This window comes from Kribbella sp. NPDC051718, from assembly GCF_040681515.1.
Taxonomy (GTDB): domain Bacteria; phylum Actinomycetota; class Actinomycetes; order Propionibacteriales; family Kribbellaceae; genus Kribbella.
Window position 1 is genome coordinate 332,543 of record NZ_JBFAYZ010000010.1, and the last position, 16,802, is coordinate 349,344.

The following is a 16,802-nucleotide window of genomic DNA, read 5'->3' on the forward strand; positions in this document are numbered from 1 at the left end:
ATCGGGGCCGCGTAAATCTCCGGTACGCGGCGACCGCCGTACGCCGGTCTTGTCGTGCAAGGAGCGTTGATGGATCTCCGCCGCCCCCTGGGGCTCGTCACGGCCGTCGGGCTTGTTGTGACAATGTCTGCCATGTCCTCCACGTCAGCGAGCGCCGGCTCCACCGCGAGCCCGGCTGCCGAAGCGCAGCCGGCCGTGTCCGGTACCAGCTTCTTCACCTCCTTCGAGCCGGGCCAGCCGCAGCCCGGATACACCGACGCGGTCGAGACCGGCCCCGACGGTCAGCCGCGGTCCGGTGGGGTCGAAGGCCCGACGCCGACCGGGATCGGCGGCAGCGAGATGGACAAGGTCACCAAGGTGACCGCGAACGGCGAGAACACCGGCGGCGGCGAGATCGCGACCAACGCCGCCGACGGCGACAAGTTCACCAAGTGGCTGGTGTTCGAGCCGACCGGCTGGCTGACCTACGAGACGTCGGCACCGGTCGTGATCCGCAAGTACGCGCTCACCTCGGCCAACGACGCCGACGGCCGCGACCCGCAGAACTGGACCGTCTCCGGCTCGAACGACGGTACGACCTGGACCACCCTGGACACCCGGACCGGCGAGAGCTTCGCCGACCGGTTCCAGACCAAGGAGTACAGCTTCAGCAACGAAACGGCGTACAAGTTCTTCAAGTTCGACGTCACGCTGAACCACGGCGAGGACATCGTCCAGCTGGCCGACTGGTACCTGTCCAACGGCGCCCCGCTGCCGCCTCCTGGTAAGACGGCAGAGTCGCGCCTGGACTCCGGCCCGACCAGCGCATACAACGCCCGCGCCCGGACCGGCTTCACCGGCGTCAAGTCCTTCCGGTACGCCGGTCACCAGACCGCCGAGGGCCGGGGCTACACCTGGAACAAGATCGCCGACGTCGACCTGACCATCGGCCCGGACACCCAGCTCGGGTACAAGATCTTCCCCGAGCACGTCGAGGGTGACCTGAGCTACCCGAGCACCTTCGCCGCCGTGGATCTCGCGTTCTCCGACGGCACCTACCTGAGCGATCTGAAGGCCAAGGACCACCACGGCTTCGAGCTCAGCCCGCGCGGTCAGGGCGACGCCAAGGGCCTGTCCACGAACCAGTGGAACAACATCGAGGCCGACCTGGGCAAGGTCGCGGCCGGCAAGACGGTGACCCGGATCCTGGTCGGCTACGACAAGCCGTCCGGCCCGGCCGACTTCCGCGGCTGGATCGACGACATCCGGATCAGCAAGGCGACCACTTCGGACGCCGCCTCCCAGCTGACCGCCCGGCACCACCCGTCGGACCTGGCGATCACCACCCGCGGTACGAACTCCACCGGCGGCTTCTCCCGGGGCAACAACTTCCCGGCGACTGCCGTCCCGCACGGCTTCAACTTCTGGACGCCGGTGACGAACGCCGGCTCGATCTCCTGGCTGTACGACTACGCCAAGGGCAACAACGACCAGAACAGGCCGGAGATCCAGGCGTTCTCGATCAGCCACGAGCCGAGCCCGTGGATGGGTGACCGGCAGACCTTCCAGGTGATGCCGTCCACGGCCGACACGCCGACCGCGAACCGGGACGCGCGGGCCTGGTCGTTCAGCCATGACAACGAGATCGCCCGGCCGTACTACTACGGCGTCACGTTCGACAACGGCAACGCGGCCGAGCTGACCCCGACCGACCACGCCGCGATGATGCGGTTCTCCTTCCCGGCCGGCAAGGCGTCGCTGGTGTTCGACAACACCAGCAACCTCGGCGGCCTGACGCTGGACCCGGCGACCGGCGTGGTCACCGGCTACAGCGATGTGAAAAGCGGGCTGTCCACCGGCGCCGGCCGGCTGTTCGTGTACGGCGTCGTCGACCAGAAGGTCGTTGCCAGCGGCAAACTCTCCAACGGTGGCGGCGCGAACGTCGGCGGCTACTTCACCTTCGGCCCGTCGGTGAAGCAGGTCCAGCTGCGGATCGCGACCTCGCTGATCGGCACCGCGCAGGCGAAGAAGAACCTCGAACTGGAGCTGGCCGAGGGCAGCCGGTTCGAGAAGGTCCGCAACGCGGCCCAGAACGCCTGGGACGCCAAGCTGTCCACAATCGAGGTCGAGGGCGCGACCACCGACCAGCTGCACACGATGTACTCCAACCTGTACCGGCTGTTCCTCTACCCGAACAACGGCTCGGAGAACACCGGTACCGCCGCGAAGCCGGTGATCAGCTACGCGTCGCCGACCTCGCCGAAGGTCGGGGCGGACACGCCGACCACGACCGGCTCGAAGATCGTCACCGGCCAGACCTTCGTCAACAACGGGTTCTGGGACACGTACCGGACGGTCTGGCCGGCGTACAGCCTGTTCTCGCAGGACGACGCGGCCGACCTGGTCAACGGGTTCGTCCAGCAGTACAAGGACGGCGGCTGGATCTCGCGCTGGTCCTCGCCGGGGTACGCCAACCTGATGGTCGGCACCAGCTCGGACGTCGCCTTCGCCGACGCCTACCTCAAGGGGATCAAGGGCATCGACGTACAGGCTGCCTACGACGCGGCCCTGAAGAACGCGGCGGCCCGCCCGCCGACAGACAACGTCGGCCGCAAGGGCCTCGACCACTCGGTGTTCGCCGGCTACACGGCCAACACCACCGGAGAGGGCTTCAGCTGGTCGATGGACGGCTACATCAACGACTTCGGCATCGCGAACATGTCGAAGGCGCTGTACGACGCGGCCAAGAGCAATGACCCGCGCAAGCAGGAGTACAAGGACAACTACGACTACTACCTGAACCGGGCGCGCAACTACGTCACGCTGTTCGACCCGGCGCTGAACTTCTTCCAGGGCCGCAATGGTGACGGCACCTGGGGCAACTCGCCGACCACCTTCGACCCGATGGACTGGGGTCACGACTACACCGAGACGAACGCCTGGAACATGGCCTTCTCGACCCCGCAGGACGGCGCCGGCCTGGCTGCCGTGTACGGCGGTCGCGACGGTCTGGCGAAGAAGCTCGACGAGTTCTGGAGTACGCCGGAGGACGCACTGCACACCGGCGGCTACGGCGGCACGATCCACGAGATGCTCGAGGCGCGGGACGTCCGGATGGGCCAGTACGGGCATTCGAACCAGCCGTCGCACCACATCGCCTACATGTACGACTTCGTCGGGCAGCCGTCGAAGACGCAGGAGAAGGTGCGCGAGGTGCTCGACCGGCTGTACCTCGGGTCCGAGATCGGCCAGGGCTACCCGGGCGACGAGGACAACGGTGAGATGTCGTCCTGGTACCTGTTCAGCATGCTCGGCTTCTACCCGCTGCAGGTCGGCTCGCCGAACTACGCGATCGGGGCGCCGCTGTTCACCAAGGCGACGGTCCGGCTGTCCGGTGGCAAGAAGTTGACCATCAGCGCGCCGAACAACAGTGCGACGCACAAGTACGTGAAGGGCGTGAAGGTCAACGGCAAGGCGTGGAGCTCGACCAACCTGCCGCACGACCTGATCGCGTCCGGCGGCAAGATCGAGTTCGACATGACCGACCAGCCGTCGACCTGGGGTTCCGGCCGCAACGACGCCCCGCCGTCGATCACGACTCCGGGCGAGGACCCGAAGACGTGGCGCGACTCGACCGAGGACACCGGTGCGGTGACCTCGGCCGGTGGAGTGGACGTGTCGGCGCTGACCGACAACGACTCGAAGAAGCAGGTCACGCTGACCGGCGCGACGCCGACCGTTTCGGTTCAGCTCGAGCAGGGCCGGCCGGTCACGATGTACACGCTGACCAGCGGCAACACCGGAGTAGCGCCGTCGGCGTGGACGCTGGAAGGGTCGAACGACGGGACCACGTGGACCGAGGTGGACAAGCGGAGTGGCCAGTCGTGGGCCTTCCCGGCGTACACCCGGTCGTTCAGCGTGGCCGCGCCGAAGCCGTACACGCAGTACCGGCTGGTGATGACTCCGGCAGCCGGCGCCACCGGCGTCACGCTGTCCGAGTTCGAACTGCTCGGCACGCTGAAGGGCGTCGAGGCGGGCACCCACCCGAGCGACAAGCGGGTCGCCCAGTCCAAGCCGAGCGTCACCCCGTCCCAACCTATTGACCGCAACTTCGGCTGACAGGAGACAAAAAAAATCCGGCGGAACCTGCCCCTGAGAGGTTCCGCCGGGAAATTATGGAGGGGTGGCGACCCCGCCCGGCCTGCCACCCCAACACCAGTACTGACGAGCAACACTCCGCTTAGGTTGCCTTGACCCAAATCTGTCCACATCCTGGACAGATTTGGGTCTCAGCCGGTCCAGCGGCCGGTGAAGAAGGCGGCGGCCCAGATGGCTGCCAGGGGTACTGCTACCGCTAGGTAGAGGCGGCCCAGCCAGGGTTTCCGTTCGGCTAGGACTGCGAGGCCGATCCAGAGCGGCCACCACAGGAGGGTGGCGCGGGTCAGGGAGTAGATCCAGAACGAGGTGACGAAGGCTGCGATGGTGCTGGCGACCCAGGCGGCCTCGCCCCAGGAGTGGCGCCAGAGGAGCCACGCCAGCAGGATCAGGCCGACGGCGAGCGCGACCAGCTCGGCCCGGAACATCCAGGTCCAGTCGCTGTGGTCAGCCGCGAAGTGGCCTTTGGTCGCGGCCTCGACGGTGTGCTGCAGCGAGATCCACGGCTTGGTGAATTCCCGCGCCCAGCCCTTCTCCTGCGCCTCCTGCCAGGCGAACCACGATCCGTGGATCTGCTTCAGGTAGGCCATGAAACCGAGCACCGGTACGAGCGGCAAAGCCAGCCACGGCACGGAGTACCAGTCGCGCTTCTTCGAGGTGAGGAACTCGACGCCGAGCGCGAAGATCAGGAAGATCCCCGACACCCGGACCGTCGACGCCAGCGCGACGAACAGCGCCGCCCGCGCCCATCTGCCCTGCCGGGCCGCGAGCCAGCCGGGGAAGGCGAAGGCGCAGAACAACGCCTCCGTGTACGGCGCCGCGAGAAACACCCCGACCGGCGCCGCGAACCAGATCAGCGCCGCCTTCGGCCCGAAGTTGGTCAACTGAGGAAACTCGTACTGCGCAAGCCGGGCAAGGTAGACCCCCGCCACCGCGCTGGCCACGAGCGAGACCACCACCCCGCCGGCAACCGGCCCGATACCGGTCCAGCCAACGACCCGCATCAGGTAAGGCAGCCCCGGAAAGAACGCGGCCAGCGGCGCCCCGGACGGCTCTCCATGGTTGTACCCGTAGTCGGCGATCGCCTTGAAGTGCCACACATCCCACTGCAGCCAGGCGTGCCACACATTGGGGTAGTCGGTCCCCCGGTTGAACAGCAACGGCGCCGACACCGAGATCACGAAGATCCCGATCCGGCTGACCAGCCACCATCCGAGCGTCTCCCGGAACGTCAGATCAGGCCGCCACCGGATCCCGAGCGCCGTCCCTTGCCTGGCCCGCCGGGCCCGCCGCGGCTGCTCCTCGGAAGCCTCGGACGCCGACCGCTCAACAACCACCGGACGCCCGTTTCTGCGCACAGCGCCCCCGCCGCGCAACCTTCCGCCTAGGCGCCTTCACACCCCCATCGTGCCCCATCCCACATTTCCCAGTCGAACGCGCCGGCAGCAGAAGAGAACGGCACCTCGAAGTACGAGGTGCCGTTCTGTGAGGCTATTGACCGTCGCCGCCCGGTGGTTCCGGGGTGTTCGGTGTTTTGGTCGGTTTGGTGGGGATCGACGGCCAGCCCGGTGGTTTCGTGGTCTTGGTGTTCGTCGGCGGCGGCGGCGTCGGGCTGTTGGTGTTGCTGGGCGGGGGCGGGGTGTTCGAGGACGGCGGCGGCGTGTTCGACGGGGGCGGAGTGTTGGTCGGCGTCGGGGTGAACGTCGGCGTCGGGGTGAAGGTCGGCGTCGGGCTGTCCTTGATCGCTTCCTCGTCGGCCGGAGCGAACTCCTCCGGCGACGTGCCCGCGAGGGCCGGCTCCATGTAGGCGAGCCAGGTCTTCACCGGCCAGTTGCCACCGAAGAACGCCTTGTCGCTGCTGTACGGGTCGAGGTCGCCTTCACCGGACGCACCGGCCCGGTACAGCACGGCGGTAGACAGCTGTGGCGTGTATCCGGCCCACCACGACGTCAGGGTGTCCTTCCCCTCCTTGCAGCCGCCGCACGCGGCGTTCGCCTTGCGGTGCTCGAGGGCGGTACCACCGGCAGTACCGGTCTTGCCCGCCACTGGCCGGTCGAGGGCCTGCGCCTTGTCGCCCGTGCCCTTCTTGCCTTCGACCACGTTCTGCAGGACGTAGTTGACCATGTTGGCGACCTCAGGCGTGAAGTTCTGCTTCGCCTTCTTCGCGATGATCTCCTTCTGGTCCGTCCAGGTCTTGAAGTTCGGGCCGCTGACGGACTTCAGGACGTGCAGCGGCACGAACTTGCCGCCGGCGGCGAAGGTCGCGTACGCGTTGGCCATGTCGACGGGCGCTGCGTACGGGTCTGGGCCGAGCACGGTCGACGGGTTGTTCCGGCCACGCTCGAGATCGGCGGTCTTCGGGATGCCGGCCGCCTCGGCGGCGTCGACCACCTTTGAGGGGCCGTCCTCCATCTGCTTGTCGACCAGGTCGTAGAAAGCGGTGTTGATGGACTGCTCGGTCGCCTGCAGCAGGTTCACGTCGCCGTAGTCGTCGTCGAACTCGTTGTTGAGCTTCTTGCCCTGGACCACGATCGGGCTGTCGCCCTGGAACGTGTCGTAGATGCTGCGGTCGTCCTGCAGCGCCGCCGCGACAGCGAACGGCTTGAATGACGAGCCGGGCCGGCCCTTGGCCGTCGCCCAGTTCAGCTGGCTCTTCAGGTAGTCGGGACCGCCGTACATCGCGACCAGTTGACCAGTGCCCGGCGTGACCGAGGCCATCCCGATGTGGAGGTTGTCGCGCTTCTTCGGCAGTTCGCTCTGGGCAGCCCGGGTCATCTCGCCCTGTCTGGTCTTGTCGAAGGTGGTGATGACCTTCAGACCGCCGCCGCTGATCTGGTCCTGCGGGACGAGCTTCCCGAGTTCCTTCTTGGCCATGTCGAGCAGGAAGCCGTTCGGACCCGCGTACTTGCCGCCGGACTTCTTCGGCTTGTTGATCACCGGCAGCTTCGCGCTGTACTGCGCCGCCTTCGCCTCGGTGATGGTGCCGCTCTGCCGCATCCCGTCGATGACGTACTGGTAGCGCTCCAGGATCCGCTTCTGCGCCGCCGCCGACTTGTTGTCCGGGTCGAACCGCGTCGGGTTGTTCAGCACGGTTGCGAGGAACGCGGCCTGCGGGACGCTGAGCTGGTTCGGCTGCTTGACGTTGAAGTACGCCTCGCCGGCGGCCGCGACGCCGTACGCGCCCTCACCGAAGTAGATGGTGTTCAGGTAACCCTCGAGGATCTGCTTCTTGTCCTGCGACCGGCTCAGCTTGGTCGCGATGAAGAGCTCGGAGAACTTCCGCGAGAAGGTCCGCTCCTGGGTCAGGTACATGATCTTCACGTACTGCTGGGTGATCGTCGAGCCACCCTGCAACTGCTGGCCCCGGGCGATGTTGAACGCGGCCCGCGCCATCCCGGAGGGCGACACGCCCGGGTTGGTCCAGAAGGTCCGGTCCTCGGCGGCGATCATCGCGTCCTGGACGTACTTCGGGATCTGCTCCAGCGGTACCGAGCGCCGGTTCTGGTCGTAGAAGGTGCCCAGCACCGTCTTTCCGTCGGACCAGTAGACCGTCGTCGTGTTCGCCGCGAACTCCTTGTTGGGGTCCGGGATGTCCGTCGTCTGGTACCCGATGAAGAAGGCCGCGACGACGCCGATCACACCGAGGAAGAACAGTGCCAGCAACCAGCCCGCTACTCTCAGTGCCCAGTGTTTCTTGCGGCGTGCGCGGGTAGGAGCCTTCCTACGACCTTCACTCACAGTGCAATCCTCGACGATCTCGCTGAAGTCATTGCGTCACAGAGTACGGCGGATGTGGTAACGGTCCCTATTCCGCCTTGGATCGTAGCCGCCGGACCCGGTCACCGCAGACTCAGCCGGTCACGTGCGGTGCGAGCAGCGTCACAGCGATCAGCGCGGCCGGGAAGCAGGCCAGGAACATGGTGAACGTGTAGCCCATGATGTCGCGCGCCTTGAGCCCGAGGATGGCCAGCGTCGGCAGCATCCAGAACGGTTGCAGCAGGTTGGCGCTGGCTTCCCCGAGGTCGTATACGACCACCATCCAGCCCGCGTCGACATGCAGCTGGTTGGCCGCGTCGAGCACGTACGGCGCCTCGATCACCCACTTGCTGCCACCGCTGGGCACGAACACCCCCAGCACACAGGAGTAGATCGCGACCAGCGGCGGGAAGAAGAACTGGTTGCTTGCCTGCACCAACCACCCGGCCAGCCGGGCCGAGATGCCGGTGTACGCGATCATGCCGAAGATGCCGCCGTACAACGGGAACTGCAGCAGTACTCCGGCCGCCGCCGGCGCACCGTCACGCACGGCCCGGGCCATCCGCCACGGCCGCCAGTGCAGCAGCATGGCGAGCAGGAACAGGATCAGGTTGACGGTGTTCAGGTCGAGCGCGTTGAAGAAGCTCTTGCCGTCGAAGTACCGCACCAGGTAGATCGCACCGAGCAACACGACCAGCAGGCTGAACAGCGGCGAGTGCTCCAGCCAGTCACCCGGCCGGCGCTGCTCGTCCTCCGCACCGTCCACCCGCTTCCCGTTGTACGCCGAACCGCGACCGATCAGCGGTCGCAGCTCGATGCCGATGTCCTCGGCCGTCTTGGCGTTGCCCTCCCCCGGTGCGACGAACCACGCCATCGTCACGCCGACGGCGTACACGATCAGCGTCGCCACGATCGCCTGCCAGGTGAAGATCGTGTCGCTGAGCGGGATCAACCCACTGGCATGCCCGCCGGCCCGGATCACCTCCTGAACCGGCGCCGGACTACTGCTCGCACTCGCGACCTGCAGAGCGGCCGAGCCGGACAGCCCTTGCGCCCAGACCGTGCCGAGTCCCAGGAACGCCATCGCCCCCAGTGCCCGGTAGTCGGCCTTGGGCACGTTGCGGGCCACCTCACGGGCGAGGATGGCGGCGAAGATCAGGCTGAAGGCCCAGTTGAGGTACGAGGCCAGCATCGCGACCGCGGCGACGAACGCCACCGCAGTACGGGGTGACTTGGGGATCCGGGCCAGCCTGGTGATCAGCCGGGCAACCGGGCCGCTGGTCGCCACGGCGTACCCGCCGATGATGATCATCGCCATCTGCAGCGTGAAGGTGATCAGGCTCCAGAACCCGAGACCCCACGCATCGACCATGCCGTAGCCCTTGGTCGCGGCCGGGTCGTCCGGGCGCTTCAGCAGCGGCTCGCCGGTGATCAGCCCAAAGACGAGCACCACGAAGGTGCCGACCAGCACGAACCCGAACGCGTCCGGCAACCACTTCTCGGTGAAGGCGGTGAAGCGCAGCGCGGTCCGGGCCAACGGGCCCTCGCCCTCGGTGCCGTGCTTCGCGTGCTTCCCATGGCTGTCCGCCATGACCCTCCGCTCCTGACCCACGACTCTATGTCAAGTGATTAACGCAGATCAGCGCCTGACGTAACAGGTTTTGCCGCAGTGGGTCGTGGGATAGCTAACAAAGTCCGTCTTTGTCAGGAGTTGTCCACAGCCGACCGCCGTGCTTACAGTGGCGAAGCGATGTATCAACTCGATACATCAGGTCATGACAAACCATGACAAAATGGTCGAGGGAGGTGGGTCATGGGAAACCGCAGCGGGGTCCTGGAACTCGCCGTACTCGGCCTGTTGCACGAAGCGCCGATGCACGGATACGAGCTCCGCAAGCGCGTCAACGCCCAGTTCGGCTGGGGACGCGTGCTGTCGTTCGGATCGCTCTACCCGTGTCTGAAGGCGATGCTCCGCAACGGACTGATCTCCGCCGACGCCGGTACGCCGGACGCCGGCCGGAGGCAGAAGATCGTCTACACGATCACGGCCGACGGCAAGGACCACTTCGCCCAAGCGATGCACGACGCCGGACCGTCGGCGTGGGAGGACGACACGTTCGGCGTCCGGTTCTCGTTCTTCGGCCGGACCGATCCGGCCACCCGGTTGCGCATCCTCGAGGGCCGACGGGCCCGGATGGAGGAACGGCTGGCCAACTTCCGGGCCGCGATGAGCCGGACCGCGGAGCGGGTCGACGCGTACACCCTCGAGCTGCAACGGCACGGCCTGGAGTCGGCCGAGCGCGAGGTCCGCTGGCTGAACGAGCTGATCGACGGCGAACGCAGCCGGCAGCGGCCCCCTGAAGAGCACCAACCGCCTGTTCCACCCCCCAACTAAGGAGTTCCAGATGACTTCGATCCGCGTAGCGATCGTCGGTGTCGGCAACTGCGCCAGCTCGCTCGTCCAGGGCGTGCACTACTACCGCGACGCGAAGCCCGACGAGCGCGTCCCCGGTCTGATGCACGTCCAGTTCGGCGACTACCACGTCCGCGACGTCGAGTTCGTCGCCGCGTTCGACGTGGACGGCAAGAAGGTCGGCCTCGACCTCGCCGACGCGATCGGCGCCAGCGAGAACAACACGATCAAGATCTGCGACGTACCGCCGAGCGGTGTCACCGTGCAGCGCGGTCACACCCTCGACGGCCTCGGCAAGTACTACCGCGAGACCATCACCGAGTCCGACGCGGCGCCGGTGGATGTCGTCGCGGCGCTTCGTGAGGCCAAGGTCGACGTGCTGGTCTGCTACCTGCCCGTCGGGTCGGAGCAGGCTGCCAAGTTCTACGCCCAGTGCGCGATCGACGCCAAGGTCGCCTTCGTCAACGCGCTGCCGGTGTTCATCGCCGGCACCAAGGAGTGGGCCGACAAGTTCACCGAGGCGGGCGTGCCGATCGTCGGCGACGACATCAAGTCGCAGATCGGCGCCACCATCACCCACCGGGTGCTGGCCAAGCTGTTCGAGGACCGCGGCGTCACCGTCGACCGGACGTACCAGCTGAACGTCGGCGGCAACATGGACTTCAAGAACATGCTGGAGCGCGACCGGCTGGAGTCCAAGAAGATCAGCAAGACCCAGTCCGTCACCTCGCAGCTGGTCGACAAGATCGACCCGCGCAACGTGCACATCGGCCCGTCGGACTACGTGGCCTGGCTGGACGACCGCAAGTGGGCCTTCATCCGGCTCGAGGGCCGCAACTTCGGCGACGTGCCGCTGTCGCTGGAGTACAAGCTCGAGGTCTGGGACTCGCCGAACTCGGCCGGCATCATCATCGACGCGATCCGCGCCGTGAAGATCGCCAAGGACCGCGGCATCGGCGGCCCGATCCTGTCCGCCTCGTCGTACTTCATGAAGTCGCCGCCGGAGCAGTACGCCGACGACGTCTGCCGCGACCTGGTCGAGAAGTTCATCAAGGGCGAGGTCGAGCGCTGAGCTAGTCCCCGTACTACGGAAGGCCTCCCTGCTCGTCCTGAGCAGGGAGGCCTTCTCGTTGTCAGCGTCCTACTTCCCGTCCAGCGCGTAGGCGGGCATCCCGTAGTACAGCCTCGGGGTGAGCTCGGGCGCCGCTCCCCGGACGAGCTGATGGATCCGCTCGGCGATCACCCGGTCGTCCTCGGCCATCTCGGCGACCTTCTCGCGAATCGCCACATCCCCCTCGGCGGTCGCCTTGAGCTCCTTGGCCCGCTCCTTCATCGCCCCCCGTTCCGCCTCGGTGAACCCGTCGTACGACTTCTTCGGTGTGCTTGCCATCAGGGATCTCCTTGTCCGGTTGGTCAGCGGGCCTGGGCTGCGTCGATGTCGAGGAGTAGGTCGGCGCGCGGCGTACGGGCGTACAGGACTCGTTTGCCGTCTCGGCGGGAGGTGCACAGGCCGGCCGAGACGAGGACTGCGAGGTGCTGACTGACGGTTCCCGGGCTGAGCCGGAGGGATCCGGCCAGGGAGGTCGTCGAGAGTGGGACGCTGAGTCGCGCGAGGATCGCTGCCCGGGAATGGCCGATGAGGGCGTCCAGGCCGCCGATGATCGACTCGACCGGTTGCTCCCAGAGTTGGCCGGCGCCGCGGGCGGAGTACGCGATCACTGGTGGGGTGGCGTTGTCCGCGAGCATCACGCCCGGCCCCCGAAAGACCAGTGGCAGCAGCCAGAGGCCCTGGCCGGTGGAGGGTAGCCGTACCTGGCCCTGACCGAGCGCGAGGCTCAGGCCGTCCCCTGCCCAGGTGACTGCGTCATGTAGCTCGTCCAGCGCTCGCTCGAGCCCGTCGGAGGCCAGGGCGACGGATCGATGGGCGATGTCGGCACCGGTGATCGCCTCGATCCGTTCCCAGAGGGGCTCCAGTACTGCCGTCCAGTACGCCGCCATGGCCTCGGCTGTGCGTTCGGCGTACTCGCGGCAGGCCATCCGCCCGATTCGCGAGCCGAGGTCACGTAGTACGCGCAGATCCGACTCGAGGACCTGATCGTTCGTCGTGGCGAGTCGCGCGAACTGGTCGAGCGGATGGGCCGGTCGGGCCGACGGCATGGGACCGAGGAGATCGGGGATGAAGTGATCCGCCTGGGTGAGCTCGAGCAGCAGCGCGAGGTCGAAGTCCGGGTCGCGCGGCACTCGCGGCTGCAGGTGCCGATGGAGCTGGAAGTGTTGCCGGTGGTTGATCAGGGTCAGGCTCGCCGTCGTCTCCCAGACGGCATCGCTGGTGAACCGGACCTTGGTGAGGTCCGGCACTGTCAGCTCCAGCTCGATCATGGCGTTCTCCTCGCCTTACCCGGCTGACCCGACGTGTTCCTCGAGCAGCGTGCCCTGGTCGAGGACCGTCAGCCATCGGCCGTGCTTGTACTCGTAGGTGACAGCCGTGACGGCCGTGAACCAGTAGTCGAGGCGCGGAATAGCGTACTTCGTGGTGTAGACGATGAAGCCGGTCTTGCAGCCGTCGACCTTGCGCGTCAACTCGGTCCACGACCAGACCGAGTCCTTGCTGATGAAGCGCGGCCTGCTCGCCTCGGCCACGGCATCCAGGCCGACCCGGACGCGACCGTCGGCGACGATGCTCACCACGCCCTTGTCGTGTCCGGCGAGCCACTTGTCCCGGTCGAAGTCGCGGAACGACTCCATGTCGGTGCGCTGCGCCTGATCGAACTTCTGTGCGCAGGTCTTGGCCTGCGTGGACTCGTTGCTGCTGGCAGCTGTGGCCGCGTTGGCGGCGCCAGGTATCGCGATGACAGCGGCCGCTGCGGCCAGCAGGCTGGTGACTCGGCGGGTGAGAGATCGGTCCATGACGACTCCTGTTCTAGACCCCTTCACGGATGAGAGGCACGAAGGAAGGCTCGGGCTGCGGGTGCTGGGCCTGCCACGATTCGGCGACAGCCAAAAGGTCGGTGGGGTTCGGTAGCGTCTTGCCTCATGCAGCTGCATGTGGGGTGCGCGATGTGGACGCACACGCCGTGGAACGGGCGGTTCCTGCCGCATCCGCTGCCTGCCTCCGAGCGGCTGGAGGCGTACGCGACTTGGTGCAACGCGGTCGAGGGCAACACGACCTTCTACGCGACGCCGGCGCGGGCGACGGTGGAGATGTGGGCCGCGCAGGTCGCGCCCGATTTCCGCTTCGTGCTCAAGCTGCCGAAGGTGATCACGCATGACCTGCGGCTGCACGATCAGGCTGACGCGGAGTTGCGGACGTTCCTGGAGGCGATGCGGCCGCTCGGGTCGCGCGCGCATGCGTTGGGGATTCAGTTGCCGGCGTCCTTCGGGCCGTCGGAGCTGGGGGCGTTGGCGGCGTTTCTTCAGCGGGCGCCTAGTGCGTTCAGGTACGCGGTCGAAGTACGGCATCCGGCGTTCTTCTCCGACGATCGGGCGACGCAGCAGTTGGAGCAGGTGCTCGGGCGAGTGGGTGCGGAGTGGGTGCCGTTCGACACCGTGACGCTGTTCGAGACGGCCGCGTCGAGTTATGGCGAGCGGGAGGCCTGGCTGAACAAGCCGCGGTTGCCTCGCCGGACGCGGGCGCTCACGCAGTACCCGATCGTGCGGTACATCGGGCGGGACGACGTCGAGGTGACGGCTGCTGGCTGGCAGTACCTCGCGGATCAGACCGCTGGGTGGCTGCAGGAGGGGCGGTCGCCGACCGTATTCCTCCACACTCCGGACAACGTCGAGGCGCTTGCTCTGGCTCGGCGGTTCTACGAGGACGTCCGTTCGCGGGCGCCTGAGCTGGTACCGATTCTGCCCTCGCCGGTGTCCGTCCCGGCGGAGCCGCCGACCCTGTTCTGAGGGTTGTCCACAGCTGGGAAATCCGCGGCTGAGCACGGCGTGAAAGTCCATATGTTCCCCGGTGAGACCAATCTCCCGGGAGGACAGCCATGGAATCCACTGAAGATCGCTACATCCGTACCCAGCTGCTGATCGCCGACCTGCGCCGGCGCGCGGAGACCTGTGAGAACCCGCAGGAGCAGCTCAACCTCCGACGATCAGTGGACTCCCTGATCCGCGTGGCCCTGGCGCTCGCGCCGTGATCGCCTCCCTCGAGGACCTGCTGGAGCAGCACGCTTGGGCGGCGCTGCGAATCAGCGGCGCCGACCAGACCGCCTGGAACGGTGAGATCGTCGAAGCCGGCGAAGGAATCCTCGGCCTGGCGCACTGGGACGGCACCCTGCACCTCGACCGCGAGTACATCCTCGACCCCTTGCGAGATCTGTACGAGCGCGCGGGCGAACCACGCTCCGAAGCCGAGCTCCTCCGCTGTCGCGAAGCGTTGGTGACGCTGCTGCACGAGCAGTCGCATTTCCTCGGCCCGGCGGATGCCACGCAGGAGGCAGCGCGTGCCGCCTTCAAGCTCCCCGGCGGCCGTGCCCTGGAGGAGGGCGTCGCGGAAGCCTGGGCGCTCGACCGTCTGAACGACTACATCCGCGAGCTCGACATCGACAAAGTTGCCCCCGGCATCCTTCATGTCCGCAGCGAACCGTCGTATGCCGCCTTCGTCCCCGCCGTCCGCCTCCTCGCGTCCGACCTGGACCGCCTCTCCGGCGCCCCCGGCGGCGAGACCCTCGACCTGCTCAACCGGCAAACCGCCGAAGGTCAATGGCGCCAGGCAGTCACCCGCATCTACCACTCCACCCAGCTACCCCACCTGGTCCCACCCGACCAAGCCCCAGCAGTACGCCTCCACCTGGAGCAAGCCCTGCGCTCCTCCTTCAAGGGCCTAGAACTCTACGAACCCCTCCCCCGAGGCTTCGCCGCCTCCCGCTCCCAGGCAGCCGCCACCAGAACGCTCACCCTGCTCCACCAAGAACTGACCACCGCCGAGCGCCACTACACCCCGGTCCCCCGACCATCCCGAATCCACCTGTCGGTTCCTGCCACACCTGTCGGCGACTCGGCTGCGCCTGCTGGGACGTCCGCACCAAGCCAGCGGCTCACCCCATCGGACTCCCATCAAGCCGCCCTGCACGCCTTCGCCGGAGTCAGCCCACCAACAGCATGTACCCCGGCTCGTCCGACCGCGTCGGCAAAGCCCCTCGCCTCGACCGGTACCGCTACGACCGCAAGAGACCTGGAACGGTGACTGTGCCCATGTCCCCCACGATCGTGATCGACTGCCCGTCCTCCACTGCGCTCATCACTCCAGAAACCCCAAGCACAGCAGGGATCCGATGCTCCCGCGCAACGATCGCCGCATGCGACAATCGTCCACCCACTTCAGTCACCACGCCCGCAACCACGCCGAACAAAGGCGTCCACACCGGGTCGGTGAATCGGCACACCAGGATGTCCCCCGCCTCGACCCGCCCGAAATCCTCGACTCCACGGACCAACCGCGCCGGCCCGGACGCAGTTCCCGGACTGCCGGCGACGCCGCGGAGTACGGACTCATCATCCGTCGGTTGCGGCTGCTGCTCCGGGGCATCGAGAGGAGCTGTGATCGGCCGAGTCTGGACAAGCCAGATCCGATCGTTCTCCACCGCGAACTCAATGTCCTGCGGCCCGCCCATCAACTCGGCAACCTCCCGCCCCAACCGCGCGATCCGCCTCAGCTGCTCATCCCAGAGACACAACTTCTCCCGCTGCTCCACCGGCACCTCATTGGAGACAACGCCGCCACCATCACCGCCAGCCCCCCGATCCCGCCGGGTCGCCTTGCTGCCACACCGCCGATCGATCTCGCCAGCGGCGTGCACCACGTAGCTGTCGGGCGTCACCAACCCCTGAACCACGGTCTCTCCCAACCCCCACGACGCCTCGACCACAGCCGCGCCACCCGGCGTACGAGGGTCGGCAGTGAACAGGACCCCGGCCACCTCCGCGTCGACGAACCGCTGGACGATCACTGCGATCTCTGGAGTTCGTTCGGGGTGAAGCAGCCGGTAGGCGACCGCGCGCCGGCTCCACAACGAGCCCCAGACCAACTGAACCTTGGCAACGACGGCGGCCAGCCCTTCGACCGCCAGATAGCTGTCGTATTGCCCGGCGGCCGAGCCCTCAGCACTGTCTTCACCGCTACCTGACGACCGCACCGCAACTGACGATTCGCCCAGCACGTCCAACACCCCAGCCAACTCGTCCACCAACCAAGCCGACACAACTACATCCCGGTGCCGGCGACCGGTGCCGGACTGGCTGAGGTGACCCGCGTCGAACTGACTGGCGTGACCGGTGGCGGACCGGTCGGGGTTGGCGGAGGGGTCGGGATTGGCGGAGGGGTCGGGGTGGGCGGTGGCGGAGCGGTAGGCGGCGGTGGGGATCACGAAGCCTGGCGGGACGGGGAAGCCGGCGCGGATCAGGCGGCCAAGAGCAGCTGCTTTGGCGCCGGCGTTCTCGGGCGTGGCTTCGGTGAGCGGGATGATCAACGCGCGGTCCCCTCCGGTGCTGGCTTCAA

13 protein-coding genes are annotated in these 16,802 nt (G+C 67.2%); 6 read left to right on the plus strand and 7 right to left on the minus strand.

Features of this window, described 5'->3' with window-relative positions:
- The first annotated feature begins 132 nt into the window (after window positions 1-132).
- Window positions 133-4,098, plus strand: coding sequence for a GH92 family glycosyl hydrolase (locus tag AB0M15_RS33100; protein WP_363827076.1), 3,966 nt, complete (start codon window positions 133-135; stop codon window positions 4,096-4,098).
- 170 nt (window positions 4,099-4,268) lie between these two features.
- On the opposite strand, the gene AB0M15_RS33105 is transcribed toward AB0M15_RS33100, so the two are convergent.
- From AB0M15_RS33105 to AB0M15_RS33115, 3 genes are all read right to left on the minus strand, one after another.
- Window positions 4,269-5,471, minus strand: coding sequence for a mannosyltransferase family protein (locus tag AB0M15_RS33105; protein WP_363827080.1), 1,203 nt, complete (start codon window positions 5,469-5,471; stop codon window positions 4,269-4,271).
- Window positions 5,472-5,625: 154 nt separating this feature from the next.
- Window positions 5,626-7,872: a transglycosylase domain-containing protein gene (locus AB0M15_RS33110; protein WP_363827086.1), complete on the minus strand. Its 2,247-nt coding sequence runs from the start codon at window positions 7,870-7,872 to the stop codon at window positions 5,626-5,628.
- A gap of 112 nt (window positions 7,873-7,984) precedes the next feature.
- Window positions 7,985-9,481: a TIGR00366 family protein gene (locus tag AB0M15_RS33115; RefSeq protein ID WP_363827088.1), complete on the minus strand. Its 1,497-nt coding sequence runs from the start codon at window positions 9,479-9,481 to the stop codon at window positions 7,985-7,987.
- 222 nt (window positions 9,482-9,703) lie between these two features.
- Between AB0M15_RS33115 and AB0M15_RS33120 the strand changes: the two genes are divergently transcribed.
- Complete coding sequence (locus AB0M15_RS33120; protein ID WP_363827094.1) at window positions 9,704-10,285, plus strand: PadR family transcriptional regulator; 582 nt, start codon at window positions 9,704-9,706, stop codon at window positions 10,283-10,285.
- A gap of 10 nt (window positions 10,286-10,295) precedes the next feature.
- Complete coding sequence (locus AB0M15_RS33125; RefSeq protein ID WP_355678882.1) at window positions 10,296-11,375, plus strand: inositol-3-phosphate synthase; 1,080 nt, start codon at window positions 10,296-10,298, stop codon at window positions 11,373-11,375.
- Window positions 11,376-11,444: 69 nt separating this feature from the next.
- Here the strand turns inward: AB0M15_RS33125 and AB0M15_RS33130 are convergent, their stop codons facing one another.
- The 3 genes from AB0M15_RS33130 to AB0M15_RS33140 are packed head-to-tail and all read right to left on the minus strand — an operon-like array spanning window position 11,445 to window position 13,210.
- Complete coding sequence (locus AB0M15_RS33130; RefSeq protein WP_363827099.1) at window positions 11,445-11,693, minus strand: hypothetical protein; 249 nt, start codon at window positions 11,691-11,693, stop codon at window positions 11,445-11,447.
- A 23-nt stretch (window positions 11,694-11,716) separates the two neighbouring features.
- Window positions 11,717-12,682 (minus strand): winged helix-turn-helix domain-containing protein, encoded by a 966-nt coding sequence (locus tag AB0M15_RS33135; protein ID WP_363827103.1) that lies wholly within the window; start codon window positions 12,680-12,682, stop codon window positions 11,717-11,719.
- A gap of 15 nt (window positions 12,683-12,697) precedes the next feature.
- Window positions 12,698-13,210: a hypothetical protein gene (locus AB0M15_RS33140; RefSeq protein ID WP_363827106.1), complete on the minus strand. Its 513-nt coding sequence runs from the start codon at window positions 13,208-13,210 to the stop codon at window positions 12,698-12,700.
- Between the two features lie 126 nt (window positions 13,211-13,336).
- On the opposite strand from AB0M15_RS33140, the gene AB0M15_RS33145 reads away from it, so the two are divergent.
- From AB0M15_RS33145 to AB0M15_RS33155, 3 genes are all read left to right on the plus strand, one after another.
- Window positions 13,337-14,200, plus strand: coding sequence for a DUF72 domain-containing protein (locus tag AB0M15_RS33145; protein ID WP_363827109.1), 864 nt, complete (start codon window positions 13,337-13,339; stop codon window positions 14,198-14,200).
- Between the two features lie 89 nt (window positions 14,201-14,289).
- On the plus strand, window positions 14,290-14,442 hold the full coding sequence (locus tag AB0M15_RS33150) for a hypothetical protein (protein ID WP_363827115.1): 153 nt from the start codon (window positions 14,290-14,292) through the stop codon (window positions 14,440-14,442).
- Window positions 14,439-15,491 (plus strand): hypothetical protein, encoded by a 1,053-nt coding sequence (locus tag AB0M15_RS33155; protein ID WP_363827120.1) that lies wholly within the window; start codon window positions 14,439-14,441, stop codon window positions 15,489-15,491. Before AB0M15_RS33150 ends, AB0M15_RS33155 begins: the two co-directional genes overlap by 4 nt.
- Here the strand turns inward: AB0M15_RS33155 and AB0M15_RS33160 are convergent.
- Window positions 15,463-16,773: a PEP/pyruvate-binding domain-containing protein gene (locus tag AB0M15_RS33160; RefSeq protein WP_363827124.1), complete on the minus strand. Its 1,311-nt coding sequence runs from the start codon at window positions 16,771-16,773 to the stop codon at window positions 15,463-15,465. The two genes, AB0M15_RS33155 and AB0M15_RS33160, sit on opposite strands and share 29 nt — an antisense overlap.
- Window positions 16,774-16,802: the final 29 nt, after the last annotated feature.